Source organism: Clostridium sp. AM34-11AC (genome assembly GCF_003435375.1).
GTDB classification, from domain to species: domain Bacteria; phylum Bacillota; class Clostridia; order Lachnospirales; family Lachnospiraceae; genus Pilosibacter; species Pilosibacter fragilis.
In genome coordinates this window covers 556,658-573,945 of record NZ_QWGL01000001.1, presented here as the reverse complement: position 1 = coordinate 573,945, position 17,288 = coordinate 556,658, and the positions used below count along the sequence as shown (strand labels likewise).

Annotated in this window: 14 protein-coding genes; 9 read left to right on the top strand and 5 right to left on the bottom strand. The window is 51.8% G+C overall.

Going from position 1 to position 17,288, the window contains the following annotated elements; translation table 11 throughout:
- Window positions 1–61 precede the first annotated feature (61 nt).
- From DW826_RS18430 to DW826_RS02560, 9 genes are all read left to right on the top strand, one after another.
- Window positions 62–1,051 carry a M15 family metallopeptidase gene (locus DW826_RS18430; protein WP_207659883.1) on the top strand — a complete coding sequence of 330 codons (990 nt, stop codon included), beginning with the start codon at window positions 62–64 and terminating at the stop codon, window positions 1,049–1,051.
- Between the two features lie 341 nt (window positions 1,052–1,392).
- On the top strand, window positions 1,393–1,995 hold the full coding sequence (yyaC, locus tag DW826_RS02595) for a spore protease YyaC (protein ID WP_015552908.1): 603 nt from the start codon (window positions 1,393–1,395) through the stop codon (window positions 1,993–1,995).
- 131 nt (window positions 1,996–2,126) lie between these two features.
- Entirely contained in the window at window positions 2,127–3,527 is a 1,401-nt protein-coding gene (locus DW826_RS02590) for a LysM peptidoglycan-binding domain-containing protein (protein ID WP_117551943.1), read from the top strand.
- Between the two features lie 181 nt (window positions 3,528–3,708).
- Window positions 3,709–5,154, top strand: coding sequence for a DUF5711 family protein (locus tag DW826_RS02585; RefSeq protein WP_117551942.1), 1,446 nt, complete (start codon window positions 3,709–3,711; stop codon window positions 5,152–5,154).
- Between the two features lie 93 nt (window positions 5,155–5,247).
- Complete coding sequence (gene tkt / locus DW826_RS02580; RefSeq protein ID WP_015552911.1) at window positions 5,248–7,230, top strand: transketolase; 1,983 nt, start codon at window positions 5,248–5,250, stop codon at window positions 7,228–7,230.
- A gap of 171 nt (window positions 7,231–7,401) precedes the next feature.
- Window positions 7,402–8,343, top strand: a complete 942-nt coding sequence (locus DW826_RS02575; protein ID WP_015552913.1) for an ROK family glucokinase — start codon at window positions 7,402–7,404, stop codon at window positions 8,341–8,343.
- Between the two features lie 311 nt (window positions 8,344–8,654).
- Window positions 8,655–10,328, top strand: a complete 1,674-nt coding sequence (locus DW826_RS02570; protein WP_015552914.1) for a putative manganese-dependent inorganic diphosphatase — start codon at window positions 8,655–8,657, stop codon at window positions 10,326–10,328.
- 183 nt (window positions 10,329–10,511) lie between these two features.
- Window positions 10,512–11,300, top strand: a complete 789-nt coding sequence (locus DW826_RS02565; protein WP_117515153.1) for a flavin reductase family protein — start codon at window positions 10,512–10,514, stop codon at window positions 11,298–11,300.
- Window positions 11,301–11,379: 79 nt separating this feature from the next.
- Window positions 11,380–11,892 (top strand): shikimate kinase, encoded by a 513-nt coding sequence (locus DW826_RS02560; RefSeq protein ID WP_117471033.1) that lies wholly within the window; start codon window positions 11,380–11,382, stop codon window positions 11,890–11,892.
- Between the two features lie 109 nt (window positions 11,893–12,001).
- On the opposite strand, the gene DW826_RS02555 is transcribed toward DW826_RS02560, so the two are convergent.
- The 5 genes from DW826_RS02555 to DW826_RS02535 all read right to left on the bottom strand — a co-directional run bounded on the left by DW826_RS02555 (window position 12,002) and on the right by DW826_RS02535 (window position 17,287).
- Entirely contained in the window at window positions 12,002–12,670 is a 669-nt protein-coding gene (locus tag DW826_RS02555) for a cytidylate kinase-like family protein (RefSeq protein ID WP_117515155.1), read from the bottom strand.
- A 75-nt stretch (window positions 12,671–12,745) separates the two neighbouring features.
- Window positions 12,746–14,104, bottom strand: coding sequence for an amidohydrolase (locus DW826_RS02550; RefSeq protein ID WP_117551941.1), 1,359 nt, complete (start codon window positions 14,102–14,104; stop codon window positions 12,746–12,748).
- A gap of 244 nt (window positions 14,105–14,348) precedes the next feature.
- A complete protein-coding gene (locus DW826_RS02545; protein WP_117551940.1) occupies window positions 14,349–15,323 on the bottom strand; it encodes an oligopeptide/dipeptide ABC transporter ATP-binding protein in 975 nt (324 codons plus the stop codon).
- Entirely contained in the window at window positions 15,308–16,336 is a 1,029-nt protein-coding gene (locus DW826_RS02540; RefSeq protein ID WP_117551939.1) for an ABC transporter ATP-binding protein, read from the bottom strand. Before DW826_RS02540 ends, DW826_RS02545 begins: the two co-directional genes overlap by 16 nt.
- A 12-nt stretch (window positions 16,337–16,348) precedes the next feature.
- Window positions 16,349–17,287 (bottom strand): ABC transporter permease, encoded by a 939-nt coding sequence (locus tag DW826_RS02535; RefSeq protein WP_242990670.1) that lies wholly within the window; start codon window positions 17,285–17,287, stop codon window positions 16,349–16,351.
- Between the last annotated feature and the right edge of the window lies 1 nt (window position 17,288).

Below are 17,288 nucleotides of genomic sequence, written 5' to 3'. Positions count from 1 at the left end.
ATATTTTAAAGTGGTGCGAAAAAGACAGGAAGAACGGCATCACAGGGGAGGAAAACAAAAGATGAGAAAGCTTGGAATGAAGATTGCGGTTGCTGCCGCGGTATTCTGCATGGCAATGCCATTTGCCTCATTTGCGGGAACATGGAAATCCGACGCGAACGGAATGTGGTACCAGTTTGATGACGGTTCCTATCCGAAGGGAAGATGGGCATGGATCGATACGGACAATGATGGAATGGCAGAGAGCTTCTATTTTGATGAAAACGGCTATGTCCTGAGAAATACGACAACACCGGACGGCTATCAGGTAAACAGGATCGGTGCCTGGGTCGTTGGCGGCGAGGTAAAGCAGAAAGCCGGTGGGGAGACGAAGAACAGCAGCTCTGGAACTTCCGGAAACAGTAGCGGTGGTTCCAACAGTAACAGCAATTCGAATAATTCCGGTTATTGGAATTACGGCTATAATTATGATCCGGACTGGTATCTGAAAGCTGATTACTTGAGCGAAATAGATAAGGCAGCTTATCACTATTCTTCAAAATATTATAATTGGGATGCTTACAATCCGGATGAAATAGCAAAAGTGAGAGAACAGGTTGACCGAATCGCGGCCAATCCGTGTGATGCGACCGCATCCGCTGAGATGGTCAGTGTGGAGATTCCGGTATGGAGACTGAGAAATGGCCAGAAGGTTGCCGGAACAGCGCATGTGCAGGTGTTAAGTTCCATCGCGAATGATGTAAAGGAGATCTTTACAGAGATCTATAATGGACCGGAGCAGTTCCCGATCGAGAGTGTCGGCGGATACAACTGGAGAAGCAACGGACTTGGAAGCAACCATAGTTCTGGAACTGCCATTGATATCAATCCTGACGCAAACCCGCAGATCGATGTAGACGGTACAACAGTTCTCGTCGGAAATAAATGGGAGCCGGGCGTGAATCCGTATTCCATTGGACGTGACAGTGATGTCGTGAAGGCATTTGGAAAACATGGATGGAACTGGGGAGCCGGATTCAGCAGAGCGGATATGATGCACTTTGATTACTAAGCAAAATAGAGATTTGATGAGAGACTGGGTATTTGAGGGTACCTGGTCTCTTTTTTATGTAACAGGAAATTCCGAGGAATTCCCTGTTACATAAAAAGGCACTAACGTGCCAAGGATGCGCACTCGCGCGAAGATGTAGATTGTCGCAAGTGACCGCGCGAGGCGCGAGAATGTGCCAAGGCACATTCTTTTTTATAATGGGAGATTTTTGAGAAATTCCATATTACATAAAAATATCGTGAAAAGTAACGAACAGAACGGAGAGGGAATAACATGTATAATCTCTGCGTATTCTGCCTATAATGTCTCATAGAAACCAGCCAGGAAACGGAGTGTTTACCATGAGATTCGGGAGGCGGAAGATCACTTATTATGATACGGAAGCGGGATTTGAAGCGGAGAAATTTGCGGCGAGACTTCTGCTTCTTTTGATGAATGAGATGCGGGCATCTGGCCGCCGCCAGGTGGTGTTTTTGTGCATCGGGACGGACCGGTCCACGGGGGACAGCCTGGGGCCGCTCATTGGTTCACGGCTGGAGGCGGAGGAGATCAGCAATGTGGTGGTGATCGGGACACTGGAACATCCGGTCCATGCGGTGAATCTTGACCGGACGCTGGAGCATATCGAGGAACATTATCCGGACGCGATCATCATCGCCGTGGATGCCGCCGTTGGCCGTTGGGATCATGTGGGGCTCGTGACACTGGAAAAAGGACCGCTCCGCCCGGGACTGGGCGTTCGAAAGGAGCTTGCCGCCGTGGGTGACATCTCCATTACCGGGATCGTCGGCGGGGCGGAGAGCGGGGATCCCCTGTTTTTGCAGAGCATCCGCCTGTCCATGGTCATGCGCCTGGCGGACTGCATCAGCCGTAGCATCTGTCTCGGGATGCGGATCATTGGGAGACGTGTCGAAAACTTTTCCAGTCAGGCTGCACCGTTTTGACATGTTTTGCGGGTGTATCATGCTATACTTCGGAAAGAATCCGACGAAGCACGGTTTCGTGGTTCGCGTAAATATAGAGGCGGCCGGTATCTGGACATGCCGGCCGCCTGAAGATAGAACGAGGTGACAGCATGGGAGAATTATACAATCCGTTTCCGAAACTTCCGAAAAATATCCGCCAGATCGGTGACACGGACCAGGTGGTCCGGCTGTATGTGGAGGATTATGTAAATACATATTTAAAGCGCCTGTATCCGGCGGGAAACCAGACGCTGCGGGTGGGACTTCTGCTGGGCAGCACGGAAAATTATGACGGGACGCCGTATATCTTTATCGATGGGGCCATCGAGATGGAGGACGTGGAGGTGTCCGGGGAGAAGATAGAATTCTCGGAGAATGCCTGGAAGAAGGCATACCGGGGAATTGAGGAGTCATTTCCGAAGCGGACGGTCCAGGGATGGTTTATCTGCGGGGCACCGTCGAGCCAGTTGAGTCCGCTGAATTACTGGAAGCAGCACAACCAGTATTTCAATGGGAAGAACAAGCTTATGTACCTGAATCATGGACTGGAAGGCGAGGAGGCGGTCTATGTCACGTCGGAGGACGGATTTTACCGGTTAAAGGGCCACTGTATCTACTATGAGCGGAATCAGATGATGCAGGATTACATGGTGACGCGGAAAGATGTTCGCCGGGTGGAGTCCGGGTCCCACGAGAAGGTCATTAAGGATTTCCGCCAGCGGATGACGGTTCGGAAAGAACAGGCGGATGCCGGACGGCATATGTCTGGAATCCTGGGGACGGCCTGCGGGGTCCTCACGGTGGCGGTGCTGGCAGGAGGTGTGGTCCTCGTCAACAATTATCACAAGATGCGGCAGATGGAGTCTGTGCTGACTTCTGTGGTGCCTGCGGGGACGGCGAACTGGAGTGATTACCTGGACAAGCTGAATCAGGAGCCGGATTTTGTCATCGAGGAGCGCCCGGGAAATGTGTTCCCGACAGAGGCCAGCGGTGAGACCGGGGAAAGTTATGCGGCGGAGACTATGGAGACGACGGAAGCCGCGACGGATACGGAGGCCGCCAGCGTGGACAGTCAGACGCAGAATCATAGTACAGGCAGTACAGATGGGCAGCAGGCGCAGTCCACGCCAGGCAGTTCCGGTGGGCAGACGGGCACAGTGAGCCAGCCGTCAGACACCGCGGCGGCAGCCAGCAATGAGACCGCCGCCGCATCCGGTGCTGTAGAGGAGGCAGTTCCGTCCACCAGCGCCGAGTCTCCGACCCAGCCCCGCGTCGGAATGGGAAAAGAGAGTGAACAGAGCAGCACGGAAAGTTCCAAGAAGGAACCCGTCGATTACGCTGCCGCGTCCGCAAACGGCTACCGGATCTATGAGATCGGTGACGGGGAGACGTTATACGGAATCTGCTGGAAAGAGTATGGAAATTTGAAGCGGCTGTCCGAAATCTGCGAACTGAACCACCTGGACAATGTGGACCATATTGTGGCAGGGCAGAAGCTGGTTCTGCCGTAAATTTCAGACTTTTCTCCTGTTAAAAATGTATCAGAACCTGTAAAAATTTTGAAAAATTATCTTGCAGGTCAAGATTGGTTCCGCCCCGCAAAATGAACTGCAATAAAAACAAAGAATTTAATGCGCATCTCCTGAAAATGGTGTATACTAGCCTATATATGTCCATTTTCAGGAGATTTTTATGAGTGATATGCAATCTATGGACAGAGAGAACAAAAAAAGGCAGCTCAGACAGAATATCGTACAGATGCCGGACAACGGATCGGAAGAACCGATGGATGGTGGCCGGCTTGCCAAATATAAAAGAAAAAAGCGGATCATCGCGGCCGCGGCCGTCTGTTTTCTTGCGGCATTAGGTTTTACCGGCTACCGGTACATGAATGAATATGAGTATACCGGCTACAGCGTCCAGTGGGAGCGGTCCATGCGCTACACAGAAAACTCTGGCGCGGATAAGAAAACACAGGTAGCAGAGACAAGTGCTGCGGCTGACAGTGCAGGGACAGACGGAGCTGGTGAGACTGCTTCGGCAGAAAGCTCCGGCGCTTCCGGGGCGGGAAGCGGAACCCCAGATGAGACGGCGTCCGCGGAAACTTCTGCACTGGCAGAAGCGTCAAAAACGGTCGGCGATAGCAGCTTTGTGAAGTTCGCCATGTTCGGCGACAACGTGATCAAGTATACAAAGGACGGCGCTTCCTATATCGATGCCTCCGGCAAAACGATCTGGACCCAGAGCTATGAGATGAAAACACCGATCATCAACATCAACGGGGACTACGCTGTGATCGCGGACCAGCAGGGAAACGAGATGTACATCTGCAGCAAAGAGGGATGTACCGGAACGGCGAAGACACAGCTTCCGATCACGAAAGCAGCGGTATCTGCCCGCGGCGTTGCGGCGGCAGTTGTTGAGGACAGCACGGCGAGCTACATATTCTACTTCAAGAAGGACGGCGAGTCGCTGGGGATCAACATCAAGATGCTCTTATCCGGAGATGGATATCCGGTGGACATCGCGCTTTCTCCAGACGGAAAACAGATCGTCATGTCCGTTATGTACATGAAAAATGGCGCACTGAAGAACAAGGTGGCGTTCTACGATTTCTCTGAGATCGGAAAAAATGTCAACAACCGTTTTATCGCCGCTTTTGAAGAAGAATTTGATGACAAGATGGTGGGACGCATCCGCTACTTAAATGATCAGACGGTCTGCGCCTTTTCCGATAAAGGGCTGACCTTTATCTCTGTAAAAAATGTGATCCCGGACACAAATGTCACGTTTGTTCCGGTGGATGAAGAGATCCAGAGTATCTGCTACTCAGATAAATATGCGGCTGTCGTTGTCGACAGTACCTCCGGAAGTCCGTACCGGCTTGATGTATACAACACGGATGGAAAGAAGGTTACAAGCATTGATTTTGACTACGCCTACACAGGCGTCCTCATTGACGGGGACAGGCTTATCCTGTATAATGAGGAATCGTGCAGGGAATACAACCTGGACGGACACGAGAGGTTTAACGGACAGTTTGACTTTTCTGTATCGCTCGTAAGAGCAGGCAAAAATCGTACCAATTCTCTGATTACCGCAGGCAGCGAGGTAATGAAAGAGATTAAATTAAGGTAAATAAATGTAATAGTGAAAACATGTTACAACACTGATAACTGTGAAGAAAATGAACAGTTACCACACCTATGGATTATCAGGAGGAATGAAACAATGAACACAATCGACAATCTGGCGATCAATTCCATCAGAATTTTATCCGCAGATGCGATCCAGAAGGCAAATTCCGGCCATCCGGGACTTCCCCTCGGCAGTGCGCCGATGGCTTATGAGCTCTGGGCACACCACATGAACCACAATCCGGCAAACCCGGAGTGGGCAAACCGTGACCGCTTTATCTTATCCGGCGGACATGGCTCCATGCTGTTGTATTCCCTGCTTCACCTGTTCGGATACGGTCTTACAAAGGAAGACCTTATGAACTTCCGTCAGGTCGGATCCCTGACTCCGGGACATCCGGAATACGGCCACACCGTAGGCGTTGAGGCGACAACAGGACCGTTAGGCGCAGGTATGGGCATGGCTGTTGGTATGGCAATGGCTGAGAAGCATCTGGCATCCGTATTCAACAAGGAAAGCTACCCGGTTGTCGATCACTTCACATATGTACTCGGCGGCGACGGCTGCATGATGGAGGGAATCTCCTCTGAGGCATTCTCCCTTGCAGGAACACTTGGACTTGGTAAACTTATCGTTCTCTACGATTCCAACCGCATCTCCATCGAGGGAAGCACAGACATCGCATTCCGCGAGAACGTGGAAGAGCGCATGAAAGCATTCGGCTTCCAGACAATTACCGTTGAAGACGGAACAGATATCGATGCCATCGGCGCAGCAATTGAGGTTGCAAAGGCTGATACTGAGCATCCGTCCTTCATCACCATCAAGACTGAGATCGGCTTCGGCTGCCCGGCTAAACAGGGCAAGGCAAGCGCCCACGGCGAGCCGTTAGGTGTTGACAACATCAAAGCAATGAGAGAGACTCTCGGCTGGCAGTATGAGGAGCCGTTCTTTGTACCGGAAGAGGTCTATGAGCATTATTCCCGTCTCGCGGAGGAGAAGGCAGACGTTGAGGCAGCATGGAACGCTATGTTTGCCGCATACTGCGACGAGTACCCAGAGATGGAGAAGCTTTGGGAGCAGTACCACACAGCTCCGGACGCAAAGGCACTGATCGAGAACGAGGCACTCTGGCTCACAAAAGACAAGGCAGAGGCAACACGTTCCCTTTCCGGCAAGATGATCAACATCTTAAAGGACATCATGCCGAACATGATCGGCGGTTCTGCTGACCTTGCTCCGTCCAACAAGACAGCCATGAAGGATGCGGGCGACTTCTCCGCAGAGAACCCGGCAGGCAGAAACCTCCACTTCGGCGTAAGAGAGCTTGCAATGACAGCGATCGGCAACGGTATCATGCTTCACGGCGGTCTCCGCGCTTATGTTGCGACATTCTTCGTGTTCAGTGATTATGTAAAACCGATGGCGAGACTTTCTGCACTGATGGGAGTTCCGCTGACATTTGTTCTGACTCACGACAGCATCGGCGTTGGCGAAGACGGACCGACCCACGAGCCGATCGAGCAGCTCGCTATGTTCCGCGCAATGCCGAACTTCCATGTATTCCGTCCGTGTGACGCGACAGAGACATCCGCAGCATGGCTGTCTGCAGTAACATCTGAGAAGACACCGACAGCGCTTGTCCTTTCCAGACAGAACCTCAATCCGATCCCGGGAAGCAGCAAGGACGCGTTAAAGGGCGGCTATGTGATCGATGACTGCGAGGGAACACCGGACGCAATCCTGATCGCAAGCGGTTCGGAGGTTGATCTTGCGGTTAAGGCGAAAGCAGAACTTACAGCTGAAGGCAAGAAGATCCGCGTCGTATCCATGCCGTGTATGGATATCTTCGAGGAGCAGAGCGCAGAGTACAAGGAGTCCGTACTTCCGAAGGAAGTCAGAAGAAGAATTGTCGTTGAGGCACTTTCCGACTTCGGCTGGGGCAAGTATGTCGGCCTCGACGGAGCTTATGTGACCATGAAGAGCTTCGGAGCAAGCGGTCCGGCAGCAAAACTGTTCGAGAAGTTCGGATTTACTGTTGAGAACGTTGTAAATACTGTAAAGACGCTGTTCTAATCAGATAGATGGAAAATGCGGCAGCCCGATGTGAAATGGGCGGCTGTGAAAAATAGGGGCTGGCGCCTGGACTATGGGGCGGCAGCTCCGCAAGGTCGTGTGCTGTCCGGACAGATGGCTGAAAGCCGTTGTTGGACGGATAGCGGAAAATCAGGGAAAAGGGGAGCACACATGAGTTTAAAGTGTATTGGAATCGATATCGGCGGAACAAGCGTGAAGCTCGGTATCTTTGAGGAAGACGGAACTCTCGTAAAGAAGTGGGAGATTCCGACAAGAAAAGAGGAGAACGGAAAGTATATCCTGGGCGATATTGCGGCTTCGATCCGCAGAATGGCAAAGGAAAGCGGTCTGGAGCTCTCTGATTTTTCCGGAGCGGGAATGGGATTCCCTGGACCGGTTCTTCCGAACGGACACTGCGAAGTGTGTGTAAACCTCGGCTGGAAGGCCGGAAATCCACAGCAGGAGCTCAGCAGACTGCTGGATGGTATGGTCGTAAAAAGCGGAAATGACGCGAACGTCGCGGCTCTCGGTGAGATGTGGCAGGGAGGCGGAAAAGGCTACAAAAACCTTGTCATGGTAACTCTGGGAACCGGCGTCGGCGGCGGCATTATCCTGAATGAAAAGATCTGGACCGGCGAACAGGGGGTCGGCGGTGAGATCGGCCATATCCATGTGATGGAAGGTGAGAAAGAGGCGTGCAATTGTGGCGGACACGGCTGCTTAGAGCAGGTGGCTTCCGCGACAGGAATCGCCAGAACCGCAAGAAGAATGCTGGCGGCAGATAACCGCCCGTCCACTCTCAGAAGCTTAAAGAACATCAGCGCGAAGAACGTGCTGGATGCAGCGAAGGCGGGAGATGCGCTTGCACTGGAATCCCTCAATAAGTCCTGCTATTACCTTGGCTGGGCTCTTGCGACGATCTCCATGGTTCTGGATCCACAGGCATTCCTGATCGGCGGCGGTGTATCCAAGGCCGGAACATTCCTGACTGATATTATTAAGAGGTACCACGATGAGTTATCTCCGATGGCAACAAAGAAGGCGGACATCGTTCTTGCGAAGCTTGGAAATGATGCCGGAATCTACGGTGCCGCGAAGCTGATCATCGGATAAAGAAGAGAGAGTCCGGTGACGGACTCCCTTTTTGCTGTGAACGCACATAGCGCATGTATGGGTGAAAAAGAAAAGTGTCCGCCATAAGCGGACACACATTACCTCTAAAAAAGAGGAGACCCCGGTCGCGACAACCGGGGCAATTATGAAAAATCTATGTGCAATTTGTCTAGTTGGTTAAGTCAAACGACTTTTTGTTTATGCAATAAGTATAAAAAACAAATGTGAACAAATTGTGAACGAACTATGAAGTTATTGTAACACATTCTTATTTGTACGTCTGAGAAAAACGCAATAGAAGGAGAAGATCAATGGCAGTTGAAGAACTGAAAAAAACACTTGTCCTGGGACACAGAAATCCTGACACGGATTCCATCTGCTCAGCCATCTGCTATGCTGGTTTCAAGCATCAGCTTACCGGCGAGAATTATGAGCCGTGCCGTGCCGGAAATGTAAACCCGGAGACACAGTATGTGTTAGATTATTTTAAATTAAAGGCCCCGCGCCTCGTGGAGAACGTCAAGACGCAGGTCAAGGACATCGAGATCCGCAAGACAAAAGGCGTGTCCCGTGGAATTTCCTTAAAGAATGCATGGGGACTCATGCAGGAGAACAACGTCGTCACACTTCCGTGTGTGACGGAGGAAGGTCTCCTGGAGGGCGTTATCACGATCGGCGATATCACCAAGTCCTACATGAACTTATATGACAGCAGCATTATCTCAAAAGCGTGCACGAAGTACGCGAACATCCTTGATACTCTGGAAGGAAGTATGGTAGTCGGCGATTCTGAGGCATATTTTGACCGCGGAAAAGTCCTGATCGCGGCCGCAAACCCGGACCTGATGGAGAACTATATCGAAAAACATGACCTGGTCATCCTCGGAAACCGTTATGAGTCCCAGCTTTGTGCCATCGAGATGGAAGCAGGCTGCATTATCGTCTGCGAGGGCGCAGGTGTATCCCTTACGATCCGCAAACTGGCACAGGAGCGCGGCTGTGCAGTCATTACGACACCGTATGACACCTACACAACAGCCCGTCTGATCAACCAGTCCATGCCGATCAGCTACTTTATGACGAAGGAAAACATCATCGAATTCTCTGAGGAAGATTACCTCGACGATATCCGCGAGATCATGGCGAGCAAGAGACACCGCGATTTCCCGATTCTTGATTCTGACGGAAAGTACATCGGCATGATCTCCAGACGTAACCTCTTAGGCGCAAAGGGAAAGAGTATCATCCTTGTGGACCACAACGAGAAGAGCCAGGCCGTAGAGGGCATGGAGAGCGCCGATATCCGCGAGATCATCGACCACCATCGTCTCGGAACTGTTGAGACCATGTCCCCGGTATTCTTCAGAAACCAGCCCCTCGGCTGCACCGCGACCATCATCTACCAGATGTACCAGGAGAACCACATAGAGATCGACAAGACAACGGCAGGACTCTTATGCAGTGCGATCATCTCCGATACCCTGTTATTCCGTTCCCCGACCTGCACGCCGATCGATAAGGCAGCCGGACTCGCCCTTGCGCAGATCGCTGGTCTCGATATCGAGAAGTATGCCATCGACATGTTCTCCGCAGGAAGCAACCTGAAGGGAAAATCCGACGGCGATATTTTCTACCAGGATTTTAAGAGATTCACAGTAGGAAATTCCGTATTCGGAATCGGCCAGATCACCTCCTTAAATGCAGTGGAGCTCAAGGATCTGAGAACAAGAATGTCCGCATACACGGAGAAAGAGAGAGAGCAGCATGAGATCGACATGATGTTCTTCATGCTCACAAACATTCTGACAGAGTCCACAGATCTGATCTGCACCGGACAGGGAGCGGAGCAGCTTATTGCCAATGCGTTCCATGTAAAGGATGAGGATATGGAGAACGTCAGCGGACAGACCGGAATCGTGAAGCTTCCGGGCGTTGTTTCCAGAAAGAAACAGCTTGCGCCGCAGATCATGATGGCATTACAGTAGCAAATTTTTTGCAGCAGCCCGGTTGTCTGACACGGTCGGATCGGGAGAAGTCATGACCGGGCTGCCGTATTTATAAGTTGGGAGCAGCAGTTGTTACGCATTTGAAAGGAAGTGCGGATAGCAGACACTGCAGGTGTGAGAGGCCGGAAAGGTCGCGATTGAAGAAAGGCAGGATCTGTAAAGATGGGAAAACGACAGTTTAAACCAGGAAATATGCTGTACCCGGTTCCGGCTGTCCTTGTGACGGTGGCTGACCGGGAAGGAAATTCGAATATTTTTACGGTGGCATGGGCGGGAACCATCTGTACGAATCCGCCGATGCTGTCCATCAGTGTCCGGTCGGAACGACACTCCTACCATATGATGAAGGAAACTGGGGAGTTCGTCGTAAACCTGACGACGGAGTCTATGGCCTGGGCGACAGACTACTGCGGCGTGCGCTCCGGGCGCGACGTGGATAAGTGGAAAGAGACCGGGCTGACCCCGGAGAAGGCGAACGTGGTGGATGTACCGGTGATCAAAGAGAGCCCGGTGAACATCGAGTGCCGCGTTGTGAAGGTGGAAGAGCTGGGAAGCCATCATATGTTTATCGCCGATGTCGTGGCGGTGGATGTGGACGAAGCGTACATGGATGAGAAGGACACCTTCCATCTTTCCATGGCGAAGCCGTTAGCCTATTCCCATGGAAGATATTATGGGATGGGCGAGGAGCTGGGAAGCTTCGGGTACAGCGTGAGAAAGCAGGAAAAGGGTGCGAAGGCTGGCAGGAAAACTTCAAAATCAGCGGAAAAGGGTGCGAAGGCTGGCAGGAAAACTTCAAAATCAGCGGAAAAAGCCGGAGGTGCCGGGAAAGTTCGAAAGTCTGCAGACGTGAACGGCGGAAAGAAAGCAACTACCCGGCCGGAACAAACCAGAAAGGCGAATAGTCAGAAATCCGACGGTCCGCGGAATGATAAGAAGAGACAGAAGTAGTCTGCAGAGTGACTGCAGTCATACGGAACAGTTAACCAGAGATAATTACAGCGACAGACAAAAGAGCGAGGCATAAGTTATGAAGAAAAAAAATATTCTGATGATCGGAATGCCGGCGTCCGGAAAGAGCACCATCGGCGTGCTTCTTGCGAAGCGTCTTGGATATTCCTTCGTGGATGTGGATCTTGTGATCCAGGAGAAGACCGGAAAGCTTTTGAAGGAGATCATCGCGGAAGAGGGCGATGACGGTTTCCTGCGTGTCGAGGAGCAGGCAAACCTGGAGCTGGATGTAGAGAAGTCCGTGATCGCGCCGGGCGGTAGTGTGATCTATGAGGCGAAGGCCATGGAACACTACAAAGAGACCGCGACGATCGTGTACCTGAAGCTTCGCTATGAGGATCTGGAATCACGTCTCGGGAACCTTGTGGACCGCGGTGTTGTCTTAAAGGACGGCATGACACTCCGGGATCTCTACAATGAGAGACTTCCGTACTACGAGAAATATGCGGACATCACACTGGATGAGACCGGAAAAGAGTTCGGTGAGCTGGTGGATGAGCTGAGAGCGTATTTTGAGAATTTAGAGAAATAAAATATCCCCGCCGCGCGAGAGAGAGGGGAACGCGGCGGGGAACCCGGGCACGGGGACAGGATTGGAAAGACCCCGGTGCCGGTATTACAAAATTAAGTGAAATAGCATATCAAATATCTTTTCCGATACTCTTCATATATTCTTTGAAATCATCCCCAAATTTCAACTTCATACACTCGAGAACAAGCTTCACGCAGCGATCGTCACCGAGTCTGGCGTTGTTGAAGGTCAGGTCATAGTTGACCGGATTTGTCCAGTAGTTGCCGCCGGTGTAATACTTATAATAGTCCGCGCGGTACTTGTCCGTTTTCGTGATCAGATGGTGCGCTTCCTCGACAGTAATGTCATCCATGCGTTCCATGACACGGCGCAGGGTATAGCTTCTCGGTGCCTCCACATAGATGCTGACCACGTTGTCATAGTCCTTAAGGATATAATCAGCACATTTGCCGACGATGACACAGGACTCCGACGAGGCAAGCTTCTCAATAATGATCTTCTGGTACTCGAAGAGCCGGTCATCTGAAGTAAATCTCGATAACTCACCGGTCGGTGAATGGCGTTTCGGCAGTGCCTGAAGCTGCTTCGTGATCAGACTGCCGTTTAAGGTCTCGTCGGCCTCTTTAAAGTAATGTTCCGGATAACCGCTGTACTGGGAAGCGAGCGTCAGGATACGATTGTCGTAGCTGTGGATATTCAGTTCATCCGCCAGCTTGGCGGCGATTGCACGTCCGCCGGAGCCGAATCCTCTGGCAACTGTGATAACAAAGTTTTTCATACAAGATCTCCCGTCCTTTCCGTAAATCTAACGCAGATAAAAGCAGAATAAATGTTTGATAAGACCGGTTGAAATCTATTTTGTAAAGTTAAGAGTGATCGTACCGTCCTCGTTGTATACAACAGCATCCTTATCCATGGTGATCGCATCGATAGCGGCAAGATACTCTTCTTTTGACTTGAAATACGGTTTTGCTTCCGCGATGACTTTCTTTCCGAGAGAGGCATCGTCCGCAAGAAGCTTTGCGGCGGTGAGCACAAGGCATTCTGCCGGATAGAGACAGCCGAGCTTCTTATCCTGAACATAGTAATCTTTGCCATGACCTGTTCCGATGGAACCGTTTGCGTGCGGGTGAAGGACCGGCATGATAGCGGACACATCGCCCATATCGGTGCTGCCGGTTCCCCAGCCGCCCTCAACGACGCTGTCAGGGCCTGCAACAGTCTCCATAGCCTCTTTCATGACAGCGGCCATATTTTTATCGTTATTTAACGGGAAGTAGCCCGGATGGTCATCAAGCTCCACATTGCAGCCGATGGCGGCGGCGGAAGCGGCGAGAGCCTGATTTACTTTTGTATTGTATTTGCGGATCGCGTCGAAGGAAGCTCCGCGCACATAGGATTCCACCTTCGCTGTCTCCGGGATCGCATTGACGGCGAGACCGGCCTCTGTGATGATCGGGTGAAAACGGATATGGTCATTGTCTGTGAATGTCTCACGAAGGGCATTGACGGAGTTTAAAGCGCAGGTTGCGGCGTAGAGGGCATTTCTGCCGTTCTCCGGCGAGCCGCCTGCGTGGGCGGAAATTCCTTTGAATGTGATATTTTTTGTGACACAGCCGTTGCATCCGTCGCTGATGGAGAGCGCTTTTCCTTCCGGGAGCTTGCCGGAATGGATCATCATCGCCATATCGACACCGTCAAAGTATCCACGATGGATGAATTCAACTTTTCCGCCGAAATATTTGATGATGCCCTGTTTTCTTAAGCTTTCGCGGTATCCAAGCTCAATAAGCTCCTCAGCCGGAACGGAGATGAAACGGATGGATCCGCAGAGACCGTCGAGAGCGCCCGGCTCCTTTAAGGCAGCGGCAGTTCCGAGAAGAACGGCACACTGGGCATGATGGCCGCAGGCGTGGACGTAATGGGTCTCCGGATCACAGCACGGGTGGTTTGCAACGATCAGGGAGTCCAGCTCGCCGAGGATCGCGATCTTCGGACCCGGCTTTCCTGTGTCGAGATCTGTGTAGAATCCAGGGATGTTGCCGGCTTTTGTAAGTGCGTATCCAAGCTCCTCAAAATGCTGTTCCATGTAGGCGGAAGTCTTCCACTCGCGGTATCCCGTCTCCGGGTGTGCCCAGATATGATCAGCGGTGTCATAGATCAGTTTTTCGTATTTTTCGACGAGAGAAATTAATTTTTTAGAATCTACCATTGTTTTATTACTCCTTTATAAAAAAGTCAGGTAACTGTTCAGCAGGTCTGCGCATTTACTGCGCTGACCGTAAGAAAACTTAGACTAGAAGGCAAAAATCCTATCGGCACAGCCGATGTGGAATGGATTTTTGTGCGTAACTGTGAGGAATGAACAGTTACAAAGCCAGTTATGAATCTGCCAGGTGCAGAAAAAGCTGAAACGGGTACTTTCCTGCCCGGACAGGTGCTGCGGATGTGAAAGCTTATTCGTACAGGAAACAAGCCACCATATGTCCGTCACCGGTGTCCACAAGCTTCGGAATCTCTTTCTTACAGCGTTCCGTGCAGTGCGGGCAGCGGCCTGCGAGCGGGCAGCCAACCTGATCCCCGATGGGACTCGGGATGTCGCCGGTGAGGGGCAGACGCTCTTTTTTATCAAAGGGACTTTCCGGCGGGATCGCGGAGAGCAGCGCCTGTGTGTATGGGTGCTTCGGATCTGCGTAGATTCCCTCCGAAGTGTAGAACTCCATGACACGTCCCAGATACATGATCATGATCCGGTCGCTGATGTACTTGATGATGCCGAGGTCATGGGAGATGAAAACATAAGTCAGGTTAAACTGCTTCTGCAGGCGGCGGAAGAGGTTGATGACCTGTGCCTGGATTGAAACGTCCAGTGCGGATACCGGCTCGTCGCAGACGATGATCTTCGGCTCCATGGAGAGGGCGCGGGCAATGTTCACACGCTGTCTCTGGCCGCCAGAGAACTCGTGGGGATAGCGCTCCATGTGCTGGATGTCGAGACCGACCTCCTGAAGAGACTCTAATGCTTTCTGGCGGCGCTCTCTTGCGGTGTCACCGATGTGGTGGACCTTCATCGCTTCTTCAATAGAGTAGGAAGCTGTTTTTCTCGGGTCCAGAGAGGAATACGGATCCTGAAAGATCATCTGGATGTCCCTGCGGGCTGCCTCACGCTCATAGACCGGCAGATTCCAGAGATCCTTGCCATTGTAGGTGATCGTTCCGGCGGACGGCTTGTGGAGCTTTACAAGACAGCGTCCAAGTGTGGATTTGCCGCATCCGGACTCACCGATGATGCCAAGGGTTTCACCCTCATAAATATCAAAAGAAACATCGCTCAATGCGTGGAGAAGCTTACTCTTTTCCCCTATTTTTTTTCCGCGGATCACGAAATCCTTACTGAGATGATCGACGCTCATGATTACATTTTTTTGCATGTCACATTCACTTCCCCTCGTGTTAATCTGTGCTCGCCGTCCTGTCTGTGGCATGCCACGAAATGTCCGGGAGCGACTTCCTTAAGCGGTGGTACCTGCTGTTTACAGATCTCCGTCGCGTAAGGACAGCGGTTATAAAAGTTGCAGCAGTGGCCGGTAAGGCGGAGATCCGGCGGTGCGCCCGGGATCGTCTTTAAGTCCTCCTTCGTGGAGCTGCTGAGTTTCGGCATGGAGTCTAAAAGACCCCAGGTGTACGGGTGAAGCGGCTCTTTGTAGAGCGTCTTTGTATCCGCGTATTCTACGGTATTTCCTGCATACATGACCATGACGGTGTCGCACATCTCCCAGACAACGCCAAGGTTGTGGGTGATGAGTAAGATCGCTGTGTTGAGCTTCTTCTGGAGATCCTTTAAAAGCTCAAGAACCTGTGCCTGTACGGTCACATCGAGGGCGGTCGTCGGCTCGTCAGCGATGATGAGCTTCGGATGTCCGCAGACAGCCATGGCGATGATGACACGCTGGCACATACCTCCGGAAAGCTCGTGAGGATAGGCATCCATCCGTTTCTCGGCTTCCGGGATGCCGACAAGCTTCAAGGCTTCAACGGCTTTGTTCCAGGCCTCCTTTTTGCTGACCTTTTCATGCTCTCTGATCATTTCCACCATCTGGTGGCCGATCTTGAATACCGGATCGAGGGAAGTCATCGGGTTCTGGAAGATCATGCAGCACTCATCGCCGCGGAACTTTTCCATCTGTGCCTCGGAGAGATTCCGGATGTCCACACCGTCGAAGATGATGGAGCCATCTACGATCTTTCCGGTCTTTGACGGCATGAGCCGCATCACGGAGGCACTTGTGACGCTCTTTCCGGAACCGGACTCACCGACGATCCCCATGGTCGTGCCCTGACGCAGGCTGAAGCTTACGCCATCGACAGCCTTGGAAACGCCGCTTGCCTGATAGAAATATGTTTTTAATCCATTTACTTTTAAGATTGCATCGTTTTCACTCATAGCCTGCACCTCCTACTGTTTCATTTTCGGATCCATGACATCACGGATACCATCGCCCAACAGGTTGAAACCGATAACAGTCACGAGGATAAACGCGCCTGCGGTTCCCGCAACGTGCGGGGCGGTTGTCAGGCAGTCACGGCCGACACGGAGAATGCTGCCCCAGGAGGCGGTCGGAAGCGCGATGCCGAGTCCTAAGAAGCTTAAGGATGCCTCGGAGATGATAGCGCTTGCGATACGGAGTGTCGCGTAAACGATGATCTGGGATACACAGTTCGGCAAAATATGTAAGAACAGAAGTCTTACCGGGGAAACACCGACAACGCGGCAGGCGTTGCAGTATTCTTCTTCCTTTACGATCAGTACCTGGCCTCTTGTGACACGGGCAAATCCCGGTACGCTTGCGATACCGATGGCCAGAATGACGTTCATGACGCCGTTTCCGAGAACGGTGATCAGGATCATGGCTAACAGGATGAACGGAAAGGAGAACATGCCGTCCATGATCCTCATGAGCACCGCGTCGATCCATCCACCGAAATATCCGGCGGTAAGTCCGATGAGAACGCCGATGATCGCGCCGACGATGGTGGCGCCTACGGCGACGATCATGGAAATACGGGAGCCGTAGATGATACGGGACAGGATATCACGGCCAAGGTCATCCGTGCCGAAGAGATGTCCGGGAGTGCCGATTCCCTTAAAGGGCAGGACCGGGTTGATCGCGTTCGGGTCATATGGCGCGATGAGCGGGGCAAATACGGCGATGACTACCATAAAAGCCACGATGAAGAAGCCAACGAGGGCTGTTTTGTTTCTCGCTAATTTATGCCAGGCATTGTTCGCGTTCCGCTCTTTTACGAGCATTGCGATATTGGCATCCATTCCAAGCGCCTCACCGGAAACAACGGAGGACGCGGCAGCAGGTTTTTTCTTTTTTGATAATGTCATA